This window comes from Lentzea xerophila, assembly GCF_051094245.1.
Classification (GTDB): domain Bacteria; phylum Actinomycetota; class Actinomycetes; order Mycobacteriales; family Pseudonocardiaceae; genus Lentzea; species Lentzea xerophila.
In genome coordinates, this window is sequence record NZ_CP194934.1 from 4,274,430 (window position 1) to 4,293,046 (window position 18,617).

The 18,617-nt window shown below is 70.8% G+C and carries 20 protein-coding genes; 9 read left to right on the top strand and 11 right to left on the bottom strand.

Annotated elements, in window-relative coordinates; all coding sequences use genetic code 11:
• Positions 1-23: 23 nt before the first annotated feature.
• From ACRSBM_RS20360 to ACRSBM_RS20370, 3 genes are read right to left on the bottom strand one after another with little or no spacing between them, the layout of a single operon-like run.
• Complete coding sequence (locus ACRSBM_RS20360) at positions 24-965, bottom strand: sporulation protein (RefSeq protein WP_434445207.1); 942 nt, start codon at positions 963-965, stop codon at positions 24-26.
• Between the two features lie 27 nt (positions 966-992).
• Positions 993-2,024 (bottom strand): hemolysin family protein, encoded by a 1,032-nt coding sequence (locus tag ACRSBM_RS20365; RefSeq protein ID WP_434445208.1) that lies wholly within the window; start codon positions 2,022-2,024, stop codon positions 993-995.
• On the bottom strand, positions 2,021-3,235 hold the full coding sequence (locus tag ACRSBM_RS20370) for a hemolysin family protein (protein WP_434445209.1): 1,215 nt from the start codon (positions 3,233-3,235) through the stop codon (positions 2,021-2,023). The genes ACRSBM_RS20365 and ACRSBM_RS20370 overlap by 4 nt, the downstream gene beginning before the upstream one ends.
• 135 nt (positions 3,236-3,370) lie before the next feature.
• Here ACRSBM_RS20370 and ACRSBM_RS20375 point away from each other — a divergent pair, with 135 nt between their 5' ends.
• Both ACRSBM_RS20375 and ACRSBM_RS20380 read left to right on the top strand, forming a co-directional pair.
• Complete coding sequence (locus ACRSBM_RS20375) at positions 3,371-3,769, top strand: MerR family transcriptional regulator (RefSeq protein WP_434445210.1); 399 nt, start codon at positions 3,371-3,373, stop codon at positions 3,767-3,769.
• 89 nt (positions 3,770-3,858) lie between these two features.
• Positions 3,859-5,562: a dihydroxy-acid dehydratase gene (locus ACRSBM_RS20380; RefSeq protein ID WP_434445211.1), complete on the top strand. Its 1,704-nt coding sequence runs from the start codon at positions 3,859-3,861 to the stop codon at positions 5,560-5,562.
• 7 nt (positions 5,563-5,569) lie between these two features.
• Here the strand turns inward: ACRSBM_RS20380 and ACRSBM_RS20385 are convergent, their stop codons facing one another.
• Complete coding sequence (locus ACRSBM_RS20385; protein ID WP_434445212.1) at positions 5,570-5,752, bottom strand: zinc transporter Slc39a7; 183 nt, start codon at positions 5,750-5,752, stop codon at positions 5,570-5,572.
• A 112-nt stretch (positions 5,753-5,864) separates the two neighbouring features.
• On the opposite strand from ACRSBM_RS20385, the gene ACRSBM_RS20390 reads away from it, so the two are divergent.
• From ACRSBM_RS20390 to ACRSBM_RS20410, 5 genes are read left to right on the top strand one after another with little or no spacing between them, the layout of a single operon-like run.
• Complete coding sequence (locus tag ACRSBM_RS20390) at positions 5,865-7,430, top strand: ABC transporter substrate-binding protein (protein WP_434445213.1); 1,566 nt, start codon at positions 5,865-5,867, stop codon at positions 7,428-7,430.
• Positions 7,427-8,407, top strand: coding sequence for an ABC transporter permease (locus ACRSBM_RS20395; protein ID WP_434445214.1), 981 nt, complete (start codon positions 7,427-7,429; stop codon positions 8,405-8,407). Before ACRSBM_RS20390 ends, ACRSBM_RS20395 begins: the two co-directional genes overlap by 4 nt.
• A complete protein-coding gene (locus tag ACRSBM_RS20400) occupies positions 8,400-9,284 on the top strand; it encodes an ABC transporter permease (protein ID WP_434445215.1) in 885 nt (294 codons plus the stop codon). The genes ACRSBM_RS20395 and ACRSBM_RS20400 overlap by 8 nt, the downstream gene beginning before the upstream one ends.
• Positions 9,278-10,180, top strand: coding sequence for an ABC transporter ATP-binding protein (locus ACRSBM_RS20405; protein ID WP_434445216.1), 903 nt, complete (start codon positions 9,278-9,280; stop codon positions 10,178-10,180). The genes ACRSBM_RS20400 and ACRSBM_RS20405 overlap by 7 nt, the downstream gene beginning before the upstream one ends.
• Positions 10,174-10,797: an ABC transporter ATP-binding protein gene (locus ACRSBM_RS20410; RefSeq protein WP_434445217.1), complete on the top strand. Its 624-nt coding sequence runs from the start codon at positions 10,174-10,176 to the stop codon at positions 10,795-10,797. The genes ACRSBM_RS20405 and ACRSBM_RS20410 overlap by 7 nt, the downstream gene beginning before the upstream one ends.
• Here ACRSBM_RS20410 and ACRSBM_RS20415 read toward each other — a convergent pair.
• The 7 genes from ACRSBM_RS20415 to exaC form a co-directional block, all read right to left on the bottom strand.
• Positions 10,769-11,293, bottom strand: coding sequence for a class F sortase (locus ACRSBM_RS20415; protein WP_434445218.1), 525 nt, complete (start codon positions 11,291-11,293; stop codon positions 10,769-10,771). The genes ACRSBM_RS20410 and ACRSBM_RS20415 overlap by 29 nt on opposite strands.
• Positions 11,293-12,036, bottom strand: a complete 744-nt coding sequence (locus ACRSBM_RS20420; protein WP_434445219.1) for a DUF4397 domain-containing protein — start codon at positions 12,034-12,036, stop codon at positions 11,293-11,295. Before ACRSBM_RS20420 ends, ACRSBM_RS20415 begins: the two co-directional genes overlap by 1 nt.
• 43 nt (positions 12,037-12,079) lie before the next feature.
• Positions 12,080-12,937 carry a PfkB family carbohydrate kinase gene (locus ACRSBM_RS20425; protein WP_434445220.1) on the bottom strand — a complete coding sequence of 286 codons (858 nt, stop codon included), beginning with the start codon at positions 12,935-12,937 and terminating at the stop codon, positions 12,080-12,082.
• 42 nt (positions 12,938-12,979) lie between these two features.
• Positions 12,980-13,801, bottom strand: a complete 822-nt coding sequence (locus ACRSBM_RS20430) for a hypothetical protein (protein WP_434445221.1) — start codon at positions 13,799-13,801, stop codon at positions 12,980-12,982.
• Positions 13,798-14,589, bottom strand: a complete 792-nt coding sequence (locus tag ACRSBM_RS20435) for a hypothetical protein (RefSeq protein ID WP_434445222.1) — start codon at positions 14,587-14,589, stop codon at positions 13,798-13,800. The genes ACRSBM_RS20430 and ACRSBM_RS20435 overlap by 4 nt, the downstream gene beginning before the upstream one ends.
• A 124-nt stretch (positions 14,590-14,713) precedes the next feature.
• The gene (locus tag ACRSBM_RS20440) at positions 14,714-15,064 is read right to left on the bottom strand and encodes a DUF779 domain-containing protein (RefSeq protein ID WP_434445223.1); all 351 of its coding nucleotides are present in this window, start codon (positions 15,062-15,064) and stop codon (positions 14,714-14,716) included.
• On the bottom strand, positions 15,064-16,587 hold the full coding sequence (gene exaC / locus ACRSBM_RS20445; RefSeq protein ID WP_434445224.1) for an acetaldehyde dehydrogenase ExaC: 1,524 nt from the start codon (positions 16,585-16,587) through the stop codon (positions 15,064-15,066). The genes ACRSBM_RS20440 and exaC overlap by 1 nt, the downstream gene beginning before the upstream one ends.
• Before the next feature lie 127 nt (positions 16,588-16,714).
• Between exaC and ACRSBM_RS20450 the strand changes: the two genes are divergently transcribed.
• Together ACRSBM_RS20450 and ACRSBM_RS20455 are read left to right on the top strand one after the other, a co-directional pair.
• Positions 16,715-17,839, top strand: a complete 1,125-nt coding sequence (locus tag ACRSBM_RS20450) for a GAF domain-containing protein (RefSeq protein WP_434445225.1) — start codon at positions 16,715-16,717, stop codon at positions 17,837-17,839.
• A 23-nt stretch (positions 17,840-17,862) separates the two neighbouring features.
• Positions 17,863-18,612, top strand: coding sequence for a hypothetical protein (locus ACRSBM_RS20455; protein ID WP_434445226.1), 750 nt, complete (start codon positions 17,863-17,865; stop codon positions 18,610-18,612).
• Positions 18,613-18,617 lie beyond the last annotated feature (5 nt).

Below are 18,617 nucleotides of genomic sequence, written 5' to 3' on the forward strand. Positions count from 1 at the left end.
TCAGGTCGTGGTCTCGAAAGCTCTTACTCGCCGCCGAAGTCGCCGAAGTCCTCGAACGCGTCGTCCATCATCTCGCCGACCACCATGCCGCCGACGACACCGGCGGCACCGGCCGCGACGACCGTGCCCATGCCCATGCCTCGACCGTGGTGACCACCGTGGTGGCCGTGCTGGTCGTGGCCGTACATGGCGCCACCGCGCTCCGCCACCTGAGCCAGCCATCCGTTGATCGACGTCGCCCAATCGGCGACCTGCGCCTCCTGGTGCGACAGCCGGAAGTGGCCGAACGCGTCACCGCCCGACGAGAACATCCCGCCACGCTTGTCGGCTTCGAGGATCACGTAGAGGTCGTGCGGCGAGGCCACGAACGTCAGCTCGACCTGCTGGATCCGGCCGGCGAACTGGGCGGGCGGGAAGAACTCGATCTCCTGGTAGAAACCGAGCTCCTGCGGCACGCCGCGCAGGCGGCCCGCCTCGACGTCCGCGCTGCGGAACGAGAAGCCGAGCTGCCCGAACGCGTTCAGCACCGCGTCCTGAGAGGGCAGCGGGTGGACCAGCACGGGATCGAGGTCGCCCTTGTCCGGCGCGCCCGCGATCACGAGCTCGGTCCGCACGCCCACGGTCATGCCGGGCAGCTGCCCACCACCGACCGCGGTGATCGGGGTCTCCCATGGGATCGGTAGCTGGAACGGGATCGCGACCAGCTGGCCCGCGCCGACCCGCACACCTTGCTGCACTACGACGCGCAAGAACTCGGACACGCCGCCGAACTCGTGGTCACCGTGCTCGACCTCGACGCGGGTGACGAGCGACAGCACGACCTGGCCGATCTCGGCGTCCGCGCTGCCACCCTGGATGCGCACCTGCCCGGTGACGAGCTGGCCGGGCGCGGCGTGCGGCGAGTCCAGCACGGTGTCGACCGACGGGCCGCCGACGCCGAAGGCGCTGAGCATCCGCTTGAACATGTACGTTTCCTCCCTGGGAAACTCCGGTCAGCGGACGCCGACCGGACGGGTGTCGGTTTCATCCTCGAAGTCGCCGATCAGCTCTTCGAGGAGGTCTTCCAGTGCGGCGATGCCGACGACCTCGCCGTTGTCCACCAAGGCGAGCTGTGCCCTGGCAGCACGCATCTCGGTCACGGCCTGGGCGACCGGCATCGACGCGGGCAGCGTCAGCACCGGGCCCATCAGCTCGCGCGCCGCCGGATCCTCGCCGCGCGCCGTGGCACGCATGGCCTCGCGGATGTGCACGAGACCGACGAACCGGCCGCGCAGGTCGGTGACCGGGAAGCGCGACCGTCCACACTGGAGGCTGCGGCGCTCGATCGCCCGCGCGGTGGTGTGCTCGCTGACCGTGGAGGTGTCCGCGATCGGCACCATCACCTCGCTCACGGTCGTGCGCTGGACCTGCAGCATCCGGGTCAGCAGCCGTTGCTGGGCCTCGGGGATCAGGCCGTGCTCGGCGGACTGCAGCAGCAGCATCCGCAGGTCGTCCGGCCGGTGCGCCTGCGCCAGCTCGTCCTGCGGCTCGACCTTCATCAGGCGCAGCAGGCCGTTCGTCACCGAGTTCAGTCCACTGAGGAGCCAGCGGACCGAGCGGGCGAACGCGCGGAAGGGCAGCGCCAGGATCAGGGCGGACCGCTCGGGATGCGCGATGGCCCACGACTTCGGCGCCATCTCACCGACGACCATGTGCAGGAACACCACCAGCACCAGGCTGACCGCGAACGCCACGCCGTACGCGAACGCGTCCGGCAGGCCGGTCAGCTTGAGCGCCGGTTCCAGCAGGTCCGCGACGGCCGGCTTGGCCAGCGCGCCCAGACCCAGTGTGCAGAGCGTGATGCCGAGCTGCGCACCCGCGAGCATCAGCGACAGCTCACGCACACCCGCGACGGCGGCACGCGCCGCCCGTGACGTCTCGGCGGCCTGCTCCAGGCGGTGCCGCTTGGCCGCGATCAACGCGAACTCGGCGGCGACGAAGAAGCCGTTCAGCGCCAGCAGCACGACGGAAATGGCAATGCTCATCGGGACAACACCACCGTGTCCGGCACGTTGCGCGCGACGGTGGTGACCACCAGGCGCACGCCGTTCATCTCGACCTCGTCGCCGGCTTCGGCCACGCGCCCCAGCTGGTGCAGCACCAGACCGGACACCGTGTCGTACGCGTCGTCGACCGGGAGCTCGACACCGGTGGCGTCCTCGACCTCGTCCAGCCTCATGCGGCCGGGCACGCGCCAGTCGTCGCCGACCTTCTCGATCATGTCGGGCACCTGGTCGTCCTCGTCGTGGATCTCACCGACGAGCTCCTCGGCCAGGTCCTCCAGCGAGACGACGCCGGCGAACCCGCCGAACTCGTCGACCACGCAGGCGAGCTGACGCCGTTCGGTGCGCAGCCTTTCCAGCACAGCGGGCAACGGCAGCGTCGCCGGCACCACCAGCGCGGGCGAGGCGATCTCCTCGATCGGGGTCGAGGACCGGCGCTCCGGCGCCAGGGTCAGCACCTCGGCCAGCCCCACGACACCACGCAGGTCGTCCAGGTCCTCGCCGACCACCGGGAACCGCGAGTTACCGGTGTCCAGCAACGAGACCACGCGCGAGGCGGGCTCGTCGAACCGTACCGTGTGGACGTTGACGCGCGGCGTCATCGCCTGCTCCGCGACCAGTTCGCGGAAGCCGATACCGTGCTCCAGCAGCCGCGTCAGCTCGGGGTCGAGGTGTCCCTGCTCCCCCGCGTCCTCCACGATCTGCCTGAAGTCCTCCGGCGTCGCCCCCTGGGGCAGCTCCTCGACGGGTTCGATGCCGAGCGCGCGCAGCAACCTGTTCGCGGCCGCGTCGAACAACCGGATCACGGGACCCGCGATCTTCAGGTACACCAGGGTCGAGGAGCTCAGCGCCAGCGCGAGCCGTTCGGGCCGGGCGATCGCGAGGTTCTTCGGCAGCAGCTCGCCGAGCACCATCTGCACGAAGGTCGCGAAGACCAGCGCGATCACCATGGAGCCCGGCACACCGAGGCCGGTGCCGAGCAGCGGCTCGGCCACGTACCCGACGAGCAGCGCCGTCACCGTGATGCCGAACTGGGCACCGGACAGCATGAACGAGAGCTTCTGGGTCACGCGGTAGGCACGGTCGGCGGCCTTGGACCCGCCCTCGGCCAGCTGCCGCAGGCGGCCGCGGTCGACCGCCATGTAGGCGAACTCCTGCGCGACGAAATAGCCAGTGGCTACAGTCAGGGCCACGATGGCGAGCAAGCCGGATGCGATCAACAAGACGCACCCGGCCACGTACTACAGCCGTCTATGTCGGCTTCATCAGGCATACTCCAACAGTAGCACGTAGCACTGTACGGTTCTGAGTCCTGGGAGGTGACTGATGTGTCCGAATCGCTGCTGAAGATCGGTGAGCTCGCCGCCCGCGCCGGCGTGAGCATCCGCACCGTCGACTACTACACAACGCTGGGCCTGATCAGCCCCGCCCAGCGCACCGCGAGCAACTACCGCCTCTACCGGGCCGACGACGTGGACCGCATCCACCTCGTACAACGCCTGGAGGTCCACGGTCTTCCCCTGGAGGACATCGCGAGGGCGTTCGCCGCGGGCCACCCCGCCGACACCGCGGCGGTGCTCGGCCAGATCGACACGGACCTGCGCACGCTGCAGGAAGCCGCGGACGCCGCCTCCCCGGAGATGCACGGCCTGCTGACGGTGATCGCGAACCGCGTCCACTCGCTGATCACCATCGCGTTGCAACTGCCGCCCGACCTGCCGATGTAGCCAATGGTGGCGCCCAGCTGAGCGTGAATTACCCGGCCCACCTCCCGGGCCACGCCGCTAGGGTCGGGGAGGACGCTAGGAGGCGCGCAGTGGGACTTCGCAGCGAGCAGTGGTACGCCGGTGACAGCCGCAACGCCTACATCCACCGCGCCTGGATGCGCCGCGGTGAACCGTCCGACGCCTTCGCCCGGCCGCAGATCGCCATCGCCAACTCCGCGAGCGACCTCACCCCGTGCAACGCGCACCTGAACGAGGTCGCCGCCTCCGTCTCGAACGGCGTGCGCGAGGCGGGCGGCATCCCGTTGAACCTCCCCGTGGTGTCGTTGGGCGAGACCAACGTCCGGCCCACCGCGATGCTGTGGCGCAACATGGCCGCGATGGCCACCGAGGAGATGCTGCGCGCCAACCCGGTCGACGGCGTGGTGCTGCTCGGCGGCTGTGACAAGACGATCCCGGCGCTGCTGATGGCGGCGGCGTCCGTCGACATCCCCGCGGTCGTGGTCCCCGGCGGCCCGATGCTGACCGGCACGTTCCGCGGGATACCGCTGGGATGCGGAACGGACGTGTGGCGGCTGTCGGAGGAGGTTCGGGCGGGAACGTTGTCGCGCGAGCAGTTCCTGCGCTCCGAGTCGGCGATGATCCGCAGCCGCGGCCACTGCAACACGATGGGCACGGCGTCCACGATGGCGTTGGTCGCGGAGGCCCTGGGCACGGTCGTGCCCGGTGTGGCGGGCACTCCGGCACCGGACAGCAGGCTCCTGGAAGCCGCGCACGACACCGGGCGGCTGGTCGTCGAACTGGTCGAGAAGGACCGGCGCCCCAGCACGTTCCTGAGCAAGGCCTCCTTCCACAACGCGATCGTGGCGCTGGCCGCGATCGGTGGCTCGACGAACGCCGTCGTGCACCTGCTCGCCATCGCCGGACGCCTCGGCGTCGACCTCACCCTGGACGACTTCGACCGCATCGGCTCGGGCGTGCCGCTGCTCGTCGACCTCCAGCCGGCGGGCCGGTTCCTGATGGAGGACTTCCACCGCGCGGGAGGGCTCCTCGCCGTGCTGCGGGAAGTTCGCGACCTGCTCGACCCCTCCGGGCTGACGGTCACCGGACGGCCGCTGGCCGACCACCTCGGCGACGCGCCGATCTGGGATCCCGAGGTGATCCGCGGCCGTGCCGAACCGATCATCGCCGAGGGCGGGATCGCGGTGCTGCGCGGCAACCTCGCGCCTTCGGGTGCGCTGGTCAAGCCGGCCGCGGCTTCCGCTCACCTGCTGCAACACCGCGGCAGGGCCGTCGTGTTCGACAGCATCGAGGACTTCCACGCCCGCGTCGACGACCCGGATCTCGACGTGGACGCGGACTCCGTGCTGGTGCTGCGCGGCTGCGGCCCGCGCGGCTATCCGGGCATGCCCGAGGTGTCGAACATGCCGTTGCCCAAGAAGCTGCTGGAACAGGGTGTGCGCGACATGGTCCGGATCTGCGACGGGCGCATGAGCGGCACCGCGTACGGGACGGTCGTGCTGCACGTGGCACCGGAGGCGGCGGCCGGCGGACCGCTCGGGCTGGTCCGCACCGGCGACGTCATCGTGCTGGACGTCGAGAACCGCCGGATCGACGTCGAGGCGGCGGACTTCGCGCACCGCGCTCCGAGCGAGGCGATGACCAAGGCGTTCGCGTCACCGAAGCGCGGCTGGGAGCGTCTTTACGTCGACCACGTCCTGGGCGCCGACACCGGAGCCGACCTGGACTTCCTGGTCGGCTCCAGTGGCAGCGACGTCGGCCGCGAGTCGCACTGAACGCTCGTCAGTGCGAGTGCTCGTGCGACTCGACGTGAGCCGCGTCGTGCACGTGCGTGTGTGAGTGTTCCTCGCCGCCGTGCGTGTGGGTGTGCGAGTGCTCGACGTGGTCGTGCGCGTGTGATTCGTGCGGATGCGAGTGAGTCTTGTCACCGTGGCTGTGCTCGTGGGAGTGCACTCCATTGGTCATGCCCTGATGCTGGCACGTCTCCGAACACGGCGCACTCATGCAACGTCTTGCCTACTGCAACTCTTTTGCTGTTAGCTGCACCAGGCAACACGGACACCTGGGGAGGAACTGGATGCGGCGCGCCCTTTTGCTGACCCTCGTCCTGCTGGCGGGGTGCTCGTCTCCCGACGGCGCGACGACCGGCTCGGCGACCTCCATCGTGATCGGCGCGGGCAGCGAGCCGGAGAACCTCAACCCCGTGCTCGGCTACGCACCCGACGGCGCCGCGAAGATCTTCGACGGACTCGTGTCGCGTGACGCGTCGCTGGCCCTGAAGCCGGCCCTGGCCGCGGAGCTTCCCACCGCCTCGGCGGACGGCCTGACGTGGACAGCCAGGCTGCGCAAGGACATCACGTTCTCCGACGGCACACCGGTGACCGCGCAGGACGTCGTGTTCACCTACAAGTCCGTGCTGGACGAGAAGGTCAACTCCACGATCGCCTCCCGGTTCGACGCGGTCAGCGACGTCGTCGCCGTCGACCAGCAGACGGTCGAGTTCACGCTCTCCTACCCGTACGCGCCGTTCGCGCAGCAGCTCGCGCTCGGCATCGTGCCCGCCGCGAAGCTCACGGGCGTCGACATCAACAGCGCGCCGTTCAACACCGCGCCGGTGGGCACCGGCCCGTACACGGTCGCCGAGTGGCGCAAGGGTGACCGGATGGTGTTGCGGGCCAACGAGAAGTACTGGGGCGGCGCGCCCGCGATCAAGACCGTGACCGTGGTGTTCGTGCCCGACGACAACGCCCGTGCGACCCGCATGGCCGCCGGTGAGTTCGACGGCACGGTGCTGCCGCCCAAGCTCGCCCGGAGCTACCGCGACAGGGCCGGTTACAAGATCGTGCAGAACCCGTCCGCCGACTACCGGGGCATCGGCATCCCGTCCGAGCTGCCGTTCACCTCGTCGCCGCAGGTCCGGCGCGCGATCAACCTCGGCATCAACCGCCAGGCCATGATCGACGCCGTGCTGGCGGGTTCCGGCAAGCCCGCGTCCACGCCGATCTCGCCCTACCTCAAGGACTGGTACGACGAGAGCAGCGCGTTCCCGTTCGACGTGGCCGAGGCCGAGAAGCTGCTCGACGAGGCCGGCTGGCGCAAGGGCGCGGACGGCAAGCGCGCCAAGGACGGCCAGCCCGCGCGGCTGCCCGTGCTCTACCCCGCGCCGGACGTGCTGCGCAAGGAACTCGCGCTCGCCGCGGCCTCCGACATCGCGAAGCTCGGCATCGACGCCCCGGTCGAGGCCACCACGTTCGACATCATGCTGCAGCGCCGGAAGGAAGCGGCGTCGGTCTGGGGCGGCGGCGACCCGTACGACCCGGACACGGCCGCCTACACGTTGCTGCACAGCAAGTACGCGGGCCAGCAGGGCTACGTGAACATGACGCTGTACCGCAACTTCACTGTGGACACCGCGCTCGACACCGCGCGCCGCAGCCTCGACCCGGCGGCCCGCAAGCTCGCCTACGACGAGTTCCAGAAGGCGTACGCGGCCGACCCCGGCTGGGCCTTCCTGGTGTTCCTCGACCACACCTACGTCCTGCGCGACAAGTGGAACGGCCAGGAGACCCAGGTCGAGCCGCACGACCACGGTCTCGTGCACGCCGTGTGGTGGAACCTCGAACGCTGGACACCCAAGTCGTGACGCGAGGCAAGGCGATCGGCCGGCTGGCACTGCGCCGGCTCGCGTTCGCGGTACCGGTGCTGCTCGTGGTCAGCTTCGCGTTGTTCGTGCTGGCCAAGGCCTCCCCGTTCGACCCGGTCGAGCGCTACTTCGGTGTCCGGATCATCGGCGCCTCGCCGGAGCGCGTTGCCCAGCTGCGCGCGAACTGGGGCGTGGACGAACCCGTCGTCGCCCAGTACTGGGCCTGGCTGCGGCACGCGGTGGTGGGTGACCTCGGCGACTCGCTGTCGTTGCAGCAACCCGTGTCCGCCGTGATCGGTGACCGTCTCGGGTGGACGGTGCTGCTGGTGTCGGCCGGCTTCACGCTGGCGCTGCTGCTCGGGCTCGCGCTGGGCACGCTGGCGGCGTGGCGGCAGGGGTCGTGGCTCGACCGCTCGATCACCGGTGGCTGCTACGCCCTGGAGGCGGCGCCGGTCTTCTGGGTCGGGCTGGCGGTGCTGTACGTGTTCGCGCTGCAACTGCGGTGGCTGCCGGGCGGTGGCGTGACGACCGGGTCCGAACCGGTGTCGGTCGGCGGGGTCGCGGTGCACATGATCCTGCCGGTGGCGGTGCTGGCGATCTCGCAGGCGCCGTGGTTCGTGCTGTTCGTGCGGCAGAACCTGCTGGAGTCGTTCACGCAGGACCACGTGATCGGCGCGCGGGCCCGCGGGCTGCCGGACCACCTGGTGGTGTCCGGTCACGCGTTGCGGACCTCGCTGCTGCCGTTCCTGACGTTGCTGGGAGCCCGGTTGCCGGAGCTGATCACCGGGGCGTTGCTGGTGGAGACGGTGTTCTCCTGGCCGGGTATCGCGCGGGCGACGGTGGAGGCGGCGCTGAACGTCGACTTCGCGCTGCTCGGCGCGCTGACCGTGATGGCGACGGGAGTGGTGCTGGCAGGCAACCTGCTGGCCGACGTCCTCTACGCACTGGCCGACCCGAGGGTGGCGCTCGATGGCTGACCTGACCTGGCGTTCCGCTCCGCGCAGCCGCCTGACCGCCGCGAGCCCGCCGCGGTCGCCGAAGTGGCGGCTCGTCCCGTCCGCGACCGTCCTCGCGATCGTCGCGCTGGTCGTCGTGGTCGTGCCGCTGGTGGTGGACCTCAACGAGCAGTACGTCGACCTCGCGATCGCCAACCAGCCGCCGTCCGCCGCGCACCTGTTCGGCACCGACGAACTCGGCCGTGACGTGCTGCTGCGCTGCGTCTACGCCCTGCGCGTGTCACTCACGGTCGGTGTGGTGGCGGCCGTGATCTCCGCGGTCGTCGGCACGGCGGTGGGCGCGCTCGCGGGGTCGATCGGCGGCTGGTTCGACCGGCTGCTGATGCGCGTCGTCGACGCGATCGCGTCCGTGCCGCACCTGTTGCTGGGCATCGTGATCGTCGCGGTCCTGCGCCCGAGCCTGACCGCCGTGATCATCTCGATCGCACTGACGCACTGGCTGACCGCCGCGCGGATCGTGCGGTCTGAGGTGCTGTCGCTGCGCGTGCGGCCGTTCATCGACGCGGCGATCGTGGGCGGCGCGAGCAGGATCGGGGTGCTCACGCGGCACCTGCTGCCCAACGTCGCCCCGCAGGTCCTGCTCGCGACCACGCTGATGGTGCCGCACGCGGTGTGGCACGAGACGGCGTTGTCGTTCCTGGGGCTGGGCCTGCCGCCGCACGCGGCCAGCATCGGCAACATGATCAACGACGCCCAGCGCTCGCTGCTCATCGGCGGCTGGTGGATGTCGCTCGCCCCCGGTCTGCTGCTGATCGTCACGACGCTGGCGGTGTCCGGCGTGAGCGGTGTGTGGCGGGACCGGCTGAACCCCAAGCGGCGCACGGAGCTGACGTGGTGAACCTGGAGATCGACCGGGTGTCGGTGCGGTTCGCGCTCAAGGGCGCGACGGTCGAGGCCGTGAACGACGTGTCACTGCGGATCCGGCCCGGTGAGTGCGTGGCGCTGGTCGGCGAGAGCGGCTGCGGCAAGACGGTGCTGGCGAGCGCGCTGCTCGGGTTCCTGCCCGGCAACGCGGAGACCAGTGGCAGCGCCCGGCTCGGCGACGTGGACCTGCTCGCGGCGAGCGACCACGAGCTCGCGACCACGATCCGCGGGCGGCAGATCGGTCTCATCCCGCAGAGCCCGGCGAGCCATCTGACCCCGGTCCGCACCGCGCGGTCGCAGCTCGAAGAGGCCGCGCGCGTGCTGGGCGGCGACGCTCTCAACGCCGCCGAACGAGCGGGTCTGCTCCCCGAGCACCTCGACCGCTACCCGCACGAGCTGTCCGGCGGCATGGCGCAGCGCGTCGCGAACGCGCTGGCGCTCGTCGGTGACCCGTGGCTGTTGATCGCCGACGAACCGACCACGGGACTCGACCGCGATCTCGTCGACGGGCTGCTGGACGAGTTCCGGCGGCTGGTCGACGACGGTCACGCCGTCCTGCTGATCACGCACGACCTCGCGGCGGCGCACAAGATCGCCGACCGGATCGCGGTGATGTACGCGGGCCGGATCGTCGAGGTCGGCCCGGCGCACGACGTGCTGGACCAGGCGCGGCACCCGTACAGCCGGGGGCTCGCCAACGCGTTGCCCGAGCGGGACTTCCTCCCGATCCCCGGTCAGCCGCCACTGCTCACCGACCTGCCGGCGGGGTGCGCGTTCGCACCGCGCTGCGACCAGGCCACCGCCATCTGCGAGGAACGCCCCGTGCTCACCGACGACCCGCACGCCGTCGCGTGCCACCGCCCGTGCTGACCGGGATCGGCATCACCGCCGGCTACCGCGACCCGGTGATCACCGACGTCAGCCTGACCGTCCGGCCGGGACAGACCGTCGGCCTCGCCGGTCCGAGCGGGTCGGGAAAGTCCACTTTGGCCCGCGTGCTCGCGTTGCTGCACAAGCCCTTCTCCGGCACGGTGGAGATCGACGGCGAGACGGTCACCGGCTACCGGTTCAAGGCGCCTCAGCGGACCAGGATCGGCGTGCTGTTCCAGCAGCCCCGGCTGTCGGTCGACCCGCGGTTCACGCTCCGGCAGGCCATCGCCGAACCGCTGAAGGGCGACGACGTCGACGAGCTCGCCGACCTGGTCATGCTCACCGGCGACCTGCTCGGCCGCCGCCCGCACGAGGTCAGCGACGGCCAGTTGCAGCGCGCCTGCCTCGCCCGCGCGCTCGCGTTGAAGCCGCGCTACCTGATCTGCGACGAGATGACCACGATGCTGGACGCCTCCACGACGGCCGCGCTGGTCGGTGTGATCCGCACCTACCAGCGGGAATCCGGTGCGGGGGTGCTCGCGATCTCGCACGACGCCACGCTGCTCGCGAGGTGGGCGGACGAGACGGTCAGACTTTCAGCACCGCTTCCACGATGACGTTGTTCCGGTAGCTGCCCGCCACCCGGTCGAAGTCGCCGCCGCACGTCACCAGCCGCAGCTCGGACAACGGCGTCGGCCCGTACACCTGGGCCGTCGGGAACGCGGCCTTCTCCGTCGTGTGCGTGCTGTTCACGACGAACGTGAGCGTGGTGCCGTCCTTGCGCTCCACCAGCACCTCGGCGCCTGGCCGCAGCTCCGACAGCCGGAAGAACACGCCCGGTCCGGTCTTCGAGTCGACGTGCCCCGCGATCACGGCCGGTCCGGCGTCCCCCGGCGCGACCCCCTTGGCGAACCAGCCTGCCTTCTCCGCGCGGGTCGGGGGCTCCAGCACCCCGGCGGAGTCCACCTCCAGCGCCTCCAGCGAGGTCTCGACACCGATCGACGGGATCCGCACCGTCACCGGCTCCGGCACCTCGTCCGCGCCGGGCCCCTTGACCACGTAGATCAACGTGACCAGCACCGCGGCACCCATGAGGAGCTTGCCCCTGGCCATCAGCCGAACCGGAACAGCCTGCCGCGCATCGAGTGCATCGCGATGCCCACGATCAGCGCGATCACCAGCGCGGTCACCCAGTCCCAGCCGCCCGCCATGCCACCGAACCCGGTCTCCTGCCCGCCGCCGGGCACGACCTCGGCGCCCTTGGCGTCGGTCCGCAGCTCGATGCGCCGCGCGCTGACCAGCAACGAGTAGACGCCGCCGGGTTCGAGCGTCGCCTCCAGCCGCGTCGAGTCCTTGCCGCGCGGCAGCACCTGCAGGGCGTCCGAGCCGGGCAGCATCACGACGTAGCCGGTCGTGGAGTTCGCCTGCACGCCGCGGTGCACGAACACGCTGCCGCGCAGGAGGTCCATCTCGGCGTCGCCCGCGTTGATCACCCGCAGCCGCGCCTGGCCGTTCGGCGGCAGGCTGACGTCGTCCTCCAGCACCTTCATCGCCGAGGCGATGTCGAGGACCGTGTACGCCTTGCCCGCTCCCGCCTGGACCAGCACCGACCGCAGCACCGGGCTCCCCGGATCCGCGCCGGCCGTGCGGAACTCGACGACGTGCTCGCCCGGCTCGACGCGCCGGTACTCGTAGAGGTCGGCGTAGTCGAGGGTGCCGAGCTTGACGCCGTCGAGGGTGGCGTCGACGCGGGCCTGGTCCATCGAGAAGTGCCCGATGCGCACGTACGTGCCTGTCGCGGCGTGTGCGGGCACGGCTGAGAGCAGCAGCAACAGCACAACAGCGAGCACTCGCACGCGGACCTCCCCTCATCGGACGGAACAACGATAACGCGGCTGATCATCGTCCAGTGAGGTCCGGCCGCCCGCCCGGATGCGTGACGGTGGCCCCGGACGCCTCTACCGCTCGTTTGGCCGCATCCTCGGGGCTGTCCCCACGCGTGAGGGCGAAAGTCAGCGCCGCCACGAACGCATCACCGCCCCCGGTCGTGTCGACCACCTCCACGTCCCCCAGCGGCACCACGAGCTCTCCCCCGTCCCACACGAACACGTTGCCCACGTCGTCCACGGCGAACGCGACGAGCTCCTTCGGCATCAGCGCGCGGGCCGCGCTCACCGCGTCGTCCGCGGTCTTGATCTTCCGGCCGGACAGCAGCTCGGCCTCCTTGTGGTCCGCGCGCACGACGTCGGCACACGCCAGCAGCTCGTCCCGCAGGCGTTCCGGCGCCCCGTCGAGCACCACCCGCCCTGACGCCGCTCGTGCGGCCCTGAGGGCCACCTCAGGCCGTTGCTGCAGCTGCACCACCACGGCGGCCGCACGCTCGATGAGGTCGACCGGCACGTCCTCCTCACGCAGCAGCACGCCGTCCGGAAGGTCTTCGAGATACCGCCACCCGTCGGCCACGAGGTCCACGATCAGCCCCGTGGCGCACTCTTCGCGGCGCACCACGGCGCCGGTGGAGATCCCGTCCGCCGCCGCCCGCGCGATCAGCCGGGCGCCGATGTCGTCGTCCCCGACCACGCCCACCAGCGCGACCGGCGCACCCAGCTGGGCGAGGCCGACCGCGATGTTCGCGCCCTTGCCGCCGAGCATCTCCCGGCGTTCCCGCACCGGCGCCGTGCCTCCCGGGCCTGGCACCTCGTCCACGACGAGCACCAGGTCCCGCGCGATCTGCCCCACCACCACGATGTCGTCCACGGCAGTCGGCTACCCCACCGGCGGCCCCACCGAACGGGTTGATCAGCGCCGGTAGCGGACGCTGTTCAGCACGTGCCGCGCCCACGTGTGGTCAGCGGGGTCCTCGTGGACGACCGTCACGACGAGCATCTCGCCGAACCGGGCGACGTGGCCGTGGAACTCGTGCCGGCCCGAGGCGGTCGTGAGCCACAGCGCGTGCCGCAGCTCGACGCCGGCACGTTCCAGGAACCGCCGGCCGGCGGGCACCTCCGGGGCACCGTCCAGCGCCAGCTCGAGGAAGCGGTCCGCGGACGTGCCCATGGCCCTGCGGACACCGACGAACACCGTGCGGCCGGGCCCGGCGAACCGGAGACCGTCGTCGAGCAGGTGCGGGGTGAGGCCCGCGGTGCGTTCGATGCTCCACCGGCCGGGCAGCCGCTGCCGGATCGAGATCGGCAGCTCGGCCAGGAACGCGCTCAGCACCTCGTCGCGGTCGTGGGTCGTGCCGAGCAACGGGTGCCGGACGTACTCGGGCGCCTCACCCGGCTCGCGGACCTCGGCGACGACCTCGGCGCCGTGCAGGCCGTCCCACGGCTTGATGTCGTGCGCGAACGTGCCGGTGAGGCACAGCGAGGGGTCGCCCCACGCCGAGGCGACCCGCCGGGCGTCCCGCGCGTCGATCCGCATCCACGCGGCGAACCACAGTTCCAGGTCGCCGGTCAGCTCGACGGGCAGCTCGCACCGGGCGAACGCGGCCTCGCCCGCCAGCAGCACGTCGCCGCCCGCCAGTCGCTCGGCAGCGCGCACTCCGGAGGGCAGGCCCAGATCGAGGTCGATCGCGCCGGACTCGTCGACCTCGGCACCGCAGCAGCCGCAGGCCGTCACCCGATGTACCGGACGCTGTTGAGCACGTGCTGCGCCCACGCCCGGTCCGCCGGGTAGCGGTGCACGCAGCGCACGGAGATCATCGTGCCGGGCCGCACGACGTGCCCGTGGAACACCTGTTCCTCGTGACCGTCGATGACCTCGCTGAGCCAGAACACGTGCCGTAGCTCGGGGCCGTCGTGGGAGACGGAGTGCTCGGCGCTCGCGGGGTAGCCGTCCAGCACCGCGCCGAGGAAGTCGCTCACGCTGCCACCGGTGAGGTCGGCGTAGACGTCGAGGCCCACTCTCCTGCCGGGACTCGTGAACCGGACGGTGCGGCCCTCGACCACGCAGCGCATGCCCGCAGTGCGTTCGATGGTCCACACCTCGCCGAGCGTCTCGCGGACGGGCACGGGCAGCGGATGCCGGATGCGGCTGAGCACCTCGTCGCGGTCCCACTCCCGCTCCAGCAACGGATGCGAGGTGAAGTAGGGCAGCTCGTCGGTGTTGAGCACCGCGGCCTCGACGGGAACCCCGAACACGTCCCACGGCTTGATGACGTTCGCGAACTTCCCCGCGATGCGCAGGTTCGCGTACTCGCTGTCGTTGTCCCACACGGCGTGCGCGTACATGGCGTCGACTTTGCTGATCTGCGTCCACGCGCCGAAAACGAGCTCGGTTCCGCCGGTCAGCCGAACCGGGAGCAGGCAACGGATGTAGGAGTCACCGTCCGGTCCGACGAGCAGCCCGCCTGTCGGAGCACCGAGCCGCTCGCCGGGGACGCCGATCAGTTGCTCCGGACGGTTCAACCGGTAGTCGATACGCTCCGTAGACGCGATCTCGGCTCCGCAGCATCCGCATTGGACGGTCATGCGGGAATGGTAGTGCGGCGGCCGCGATCGTCACCGCGCCCTGCCGTCAGCGGTCGCCTCTCTACAGCTCCTCGTCCGCGAGGAGCCGGGAGCGCACCAGAAAGCGCACTCCCAGTGGGGCCTCCAGCGAGAAACCGCTCCCACGGCCGGGCACGACGTCGATCGTCAGGTGCGTGTGGCTCCAGTACTCGAACTGCGCCGCGGACATCCACACGGGAACGGCGAACTCGTCCACGGCGAGGTCTCCGAGGTGCACGTCCGACGAGCCGGTGCGGAACTCCCCGGCGGGGTAGCACATCGGGGCCGACCCGTCGCAGCAGCCGCCGGACTGGTGGAACATCAGCTCGCCGTGGTCGGCCCGGAGGCGGCGGAGAACCTCCGCCGCCTCCGGGGTGAGGGCCACGCGGGGCATCAGAAGAAGCCCTGGGCGTTCTGGGCGTAGCTGACGAGCAGGTTCTTGGTCTGCTGGTAGTGGTCGAGCATCACGCGGTGGTTCTCGCGGCCGATGCCGGACTGCTTGTAGCCGCCGAACGCCGCGTGCGCCGGGTAGGCGTGGTAGTTGTTCACCCACACCCGGCCGGCCTGGATGTCGCGGCCCGCGCGGTAGGCGACGGAACCGTCACGCGACCACACGCCCGCGCCGAGCCCGTACAAGGTGTCGTTGGCGGTCTTCATGGCGTCGTCGTAGTCGGAGAACTGCGTGACGGCGACGACCGGGCCGAAGATCTCCTCCTGGAAGATCCGCATCTTGTTGTCGCCCTCGAAGACCGTCGGCGTGACGTAGTAGCCGCCGGACAGCTCACCACCGAGGTCCGCGCGCTCGCCACCGGTCAGCACGCGGGCGCCTTCCTGCTTGCCGATGTCGATGTAGGACAGGATCTTCTCGAGCTGGTCGTTGGACGCCTGCGCGCCGATCATCGTCTCGGTGTCGAGCGGGTGGCCCTGCTTGACCGCCTTGGTGCGTTCGACGGCGTCACCCAGGAACTGGTCGTAGATCTCGCTCTGGATCAACGCCCGCGACGGGCACGTGCAGACCTCGCCCTGGTTCAGCGCGAACATCGTGAAGCCTTCGAGTGCCTTGTCGTAGAAGGCATCCCGCTGCGAGGCCACGTCGGCGAAGAAGACGTTCGGCGACTTGCCGCCGAGCTCCAGGGTGACGGGGATGATGTTCTCGCTGGCGTACTGCATGATCAGCCGGCCGGTGGTCGTCTCCCCGGTGAACGCCACCTTCGCCACGCGGCGCGAGGACGCGAGCGGCTTGCCCGCCTCGACGCCGAAGCCGTTGACGACGTTCAGCACACCCGGCGGGATCAGGTCCGCGACCAGCTCCATCAGCACGTGGATCGAGGCGGGCGTCTGCTCGGCGGGCTTGAGCACGACGGCGTTGCCCGCCGCGAGAGCCGGTGCGAGCTTCCACGTCGCCATGAGCAGCGGGAAGTTCCACGGGATGATCTGGCCGACGACGCCCAGCGGCTCCTGGAAGTGGTAGGCGATCAGGTCCTCGTCGATCTGCGAGATGCCGCCCTCCTGGGCGCGGATCACGCCCGCGAAGTAGCGGAAGTGGTCGACCGCGAGCGGCAGGTCGGCGGCCAGCGTCTCGCGGACCGGCTTGCCGTTCTCCCAGCTCTCCGCGACCGCGAGCATCTCCAGGTTGGCCTCCATGCGGTCGGCGATCTTGTTCAGCACGTTCGCGCGCTCGGCGGGCGAGGTCTTGCCCCACGCGCGGGCGGCGCCGTGGGCCGCGTCGAGCGCACGGTCGACGTCCTCCGCGGTGCCGCGGGCGATCTCGGTGAACTCCTCACCGGTGACGGGGGTCGGGTTGGCGAAGTAGCCGCCCTTGGCGGGCGGGACGTACTCGCCGCCGATGAAGTGGTCGTACCGGTCGCGGTACGTGACCACGCTGCCCGGTTGTCCTGGAGCCGCGTACTTCGCCATGTGCCTGCCTCCCGCATCGTCGCGATCAGGCGGCGAACGTAGAACCGGCGACGTTTCACCCACGTTGCATCCGATCGGAGTAAAGACGGGCTTGCAGGCGCGCCGACGCGGCCTGCATTCTGGACCTATGCACCCAGGTGACCTGGGAGCCGCCCGCCCGGTCATCTTCGAGTCTTGGCGGCGCTCCCTTGCCGCGCGCGTCGACCCCGACCGGCACGAGGCGCCCGTCGTCTACGCGCGCGACGAGATCGCGGACCTGCGGGGCGCGCACCCGCTGGCGGCGACGGTCCCGCTGCTCACCCACACGTTGTCGATGGACGACACGATCATGATCGTGACCGACACGCGCGGTCACATCCTGTGGTGCGAGGGCGACAACCGGGTGCGGCACAGCGCCGAGCGCGTGCATCTCACCGAGGGGTCGCGCTGGAGCGAGGACGTGATCGGCACGAACGCGATGGGCACCGCGCTGGCGACGGGCAGGCCCGTCACCGTGCACTCCCGCGAGCACCTCGTGCGCACCTACCACGGCTGGACGTGCGCGGCGAGCCCGATCCTCGACCCCCACACGGGGGTACTGCTGGGGGTGGTCGACGTCAGCGGCCCGTTGAAGACCATGCACCCGGCCGTCGCGCAGCTCGTGTCCGCGGCCGCCCGGCTGGCCGAGCACCACCTGCGGCAGTTCGCGCCACGCCGGCACGTGCTGACCCTGAACTTCCTCGGCGGGCTGCACGCCGACCTCGACGGCAGGCCGCTGGTGCTGACGTTGCGCAACGCGGAGGTGCTGACCGCGCTCGCCCTGCACCCCAGGGGCCTGACGGCCGAGCAGCTCGCGTTGCTCCTCTACGGTGAGCGCGGGAACCCGACCACGGTCCGCACCGAACTGCACAGGCTGCGCGCGCAGCTCGGCGGTGTCCTGCTGACGCGACCGTACCGGCTGGACGCGGTGGTGCGCGGCGACTTCCTGGCCGTGCGGACGGCGTTGAGGTCCGGCGACGCGGCCGAGGCCACCCGGCACTACGGCGGCGAGCTGCTGCCCCGTTCGGACGCCCCGGTGGTCCGCGAAGAACGGATCGACCTGGCCGCCGCGGTCCGCAAGGGCGTGCTGGAGCGGGGAGATCTCGACGCGCTGCTGTCGTTCGCGGACAGCGGCGAGGACGCCGAGGTGCTCGAACGGCTGCACCGGCTGCTCCCGGCCACGGACCCCCGTCACGCTCTCGTCTCCTCGCGCCTGCGAAGGGCACTGGAATAGGCTTTCCCGCTGGGGAGGGCGAAGTGAAGCAGTGCATCAACTGCATGACCCGGTTGCCGCGCAAGGAGGTCACCGAGGTCGCGTGGTGTGCTTTGTGCGCGCCGTGCCTCCGCGCCGTGTCGGACCAGATGAAGCTGGAGCACGACAGGCCCGGCGGGGCGCCGGTGCAGATCCACCGGTGCGGCTGGTGCGGTGCCGCGCGGTCCTGCGGCGTCGGCCGGCGCACGAGGTGCCTGGTGTGCCTGGACGACAGGTCCGTGCCGGACCCGGCGGTGCAGAAGGTCGCGCACCGGCTCGAGCTCGACGGCACCTGGCGGGAGAACTCGGAGCTCATCGCCGCGACCACGGTGAAGATCCGGCTGGCCAGGTACTTCCAGCCCGGCTGGACAGTGCTCGCGACGGACGTGCACGGGTTGCCGTGGACGGGCTTCCGGTTGCTGACCAAGTCACACGGCACATGGGGTCGCAACGACGAGACCGGAGAAGTGCAGCGGCTCAAGCGTTCGGGCGGCGACGAGACCCTGCTCTACCTGGTGCGGCATGGGAAGGTGCTCAAGTTCGGGCGCGGCAACGCCGACCAGGTGCGCGCCCACGTCTCGCAGGGCGCGGTCGCGGTGCTGGTGCTGTCCGCGCCGAGCCAGCAGGTCACGGTGGCGAAGGACCGGTTGAAGCGCCTGCACCGCGGCGAGATGGTGTCGCAGCGGACGCCGGTGGATCTGTTCGCCGTGTTACCGGACGGTATCGACACAACCGACGACTTCCTCCGCCGGTGACACCG

What these genes read in the sequence shown, in the direction of transcription:
- ACRSBM_RS20415 (WP_434445218.1), bottom strand. Translation starts at nt 11,293, where the DNA reads ATGGCCAGGGGCAAGCTCCTCATGGGTGCCGCGGTGCTGGTCACGTTG.
- exaC (WP_434445224.1), bottom strand. Translation starts at nt 16,587, where the DNA reads ATGGCGAAGTACGCGGCTCCAGGACAACCGGGCAGCGTGGTCACGTAC.
- ACRSBM_RS20365 (WP_434445208.1), bottom strand. Translation starts at nt 2,024, where the DNA reads ATGAGCATTGCCATTTCCGTCGTGCTGCTGGCGCTGAACGGCTTCTTC.
- ACRSBM_RS20440 (WP_434445223.1), bottom strand. Translation starts at nt 15,064, where the DNA reads ATGCCCCGCGTGGCCCTCACCCCGGAGGCGGCGGAGGTTCTCCGCCGC.
- ACRSBM_RS20360 (WP_434445207.1), bottom strand. Translation starts at nt 965, where the DNA reads ATGTTCAAGCGGATGCTCAGCGCCTTCGGCGTCGGCGGCCCGTCGGTC.
- ACRSBM_RS20385 (WP_434445212.1), bottom strand. Translation starts at nt 5,752, where the DNA reads ATGACCAATGGAGTGCACTCCCACGAGCACAGCCACGGTGACAAGACT.
- ACRSBM_RS20400 (WP_434445215.1), top strand. Translation starts at nt 8,400, where the DNA reads ATGGCTGACCTGACCTGGCGTTCCGCTCCGCGCAGCCGCCTGACCGCC.
- ACRSBM_RS20450 (WP_434445225.1), top strand. Translation starts at nt 16,715, where the DNA reads ATGCACCCAGGTGACCTGGGAGCCGCCCGCCCGGTCATCTTCGAGTCT.
- ACRSBM_RS20390 (WP_434445213.1), top strand. Translation starts at nt 5,865, where the DNA reads ATGCGGCGCGCCCTTTTGCTGACCCTCGTCCTGCTGGCGGGGTGCTCG.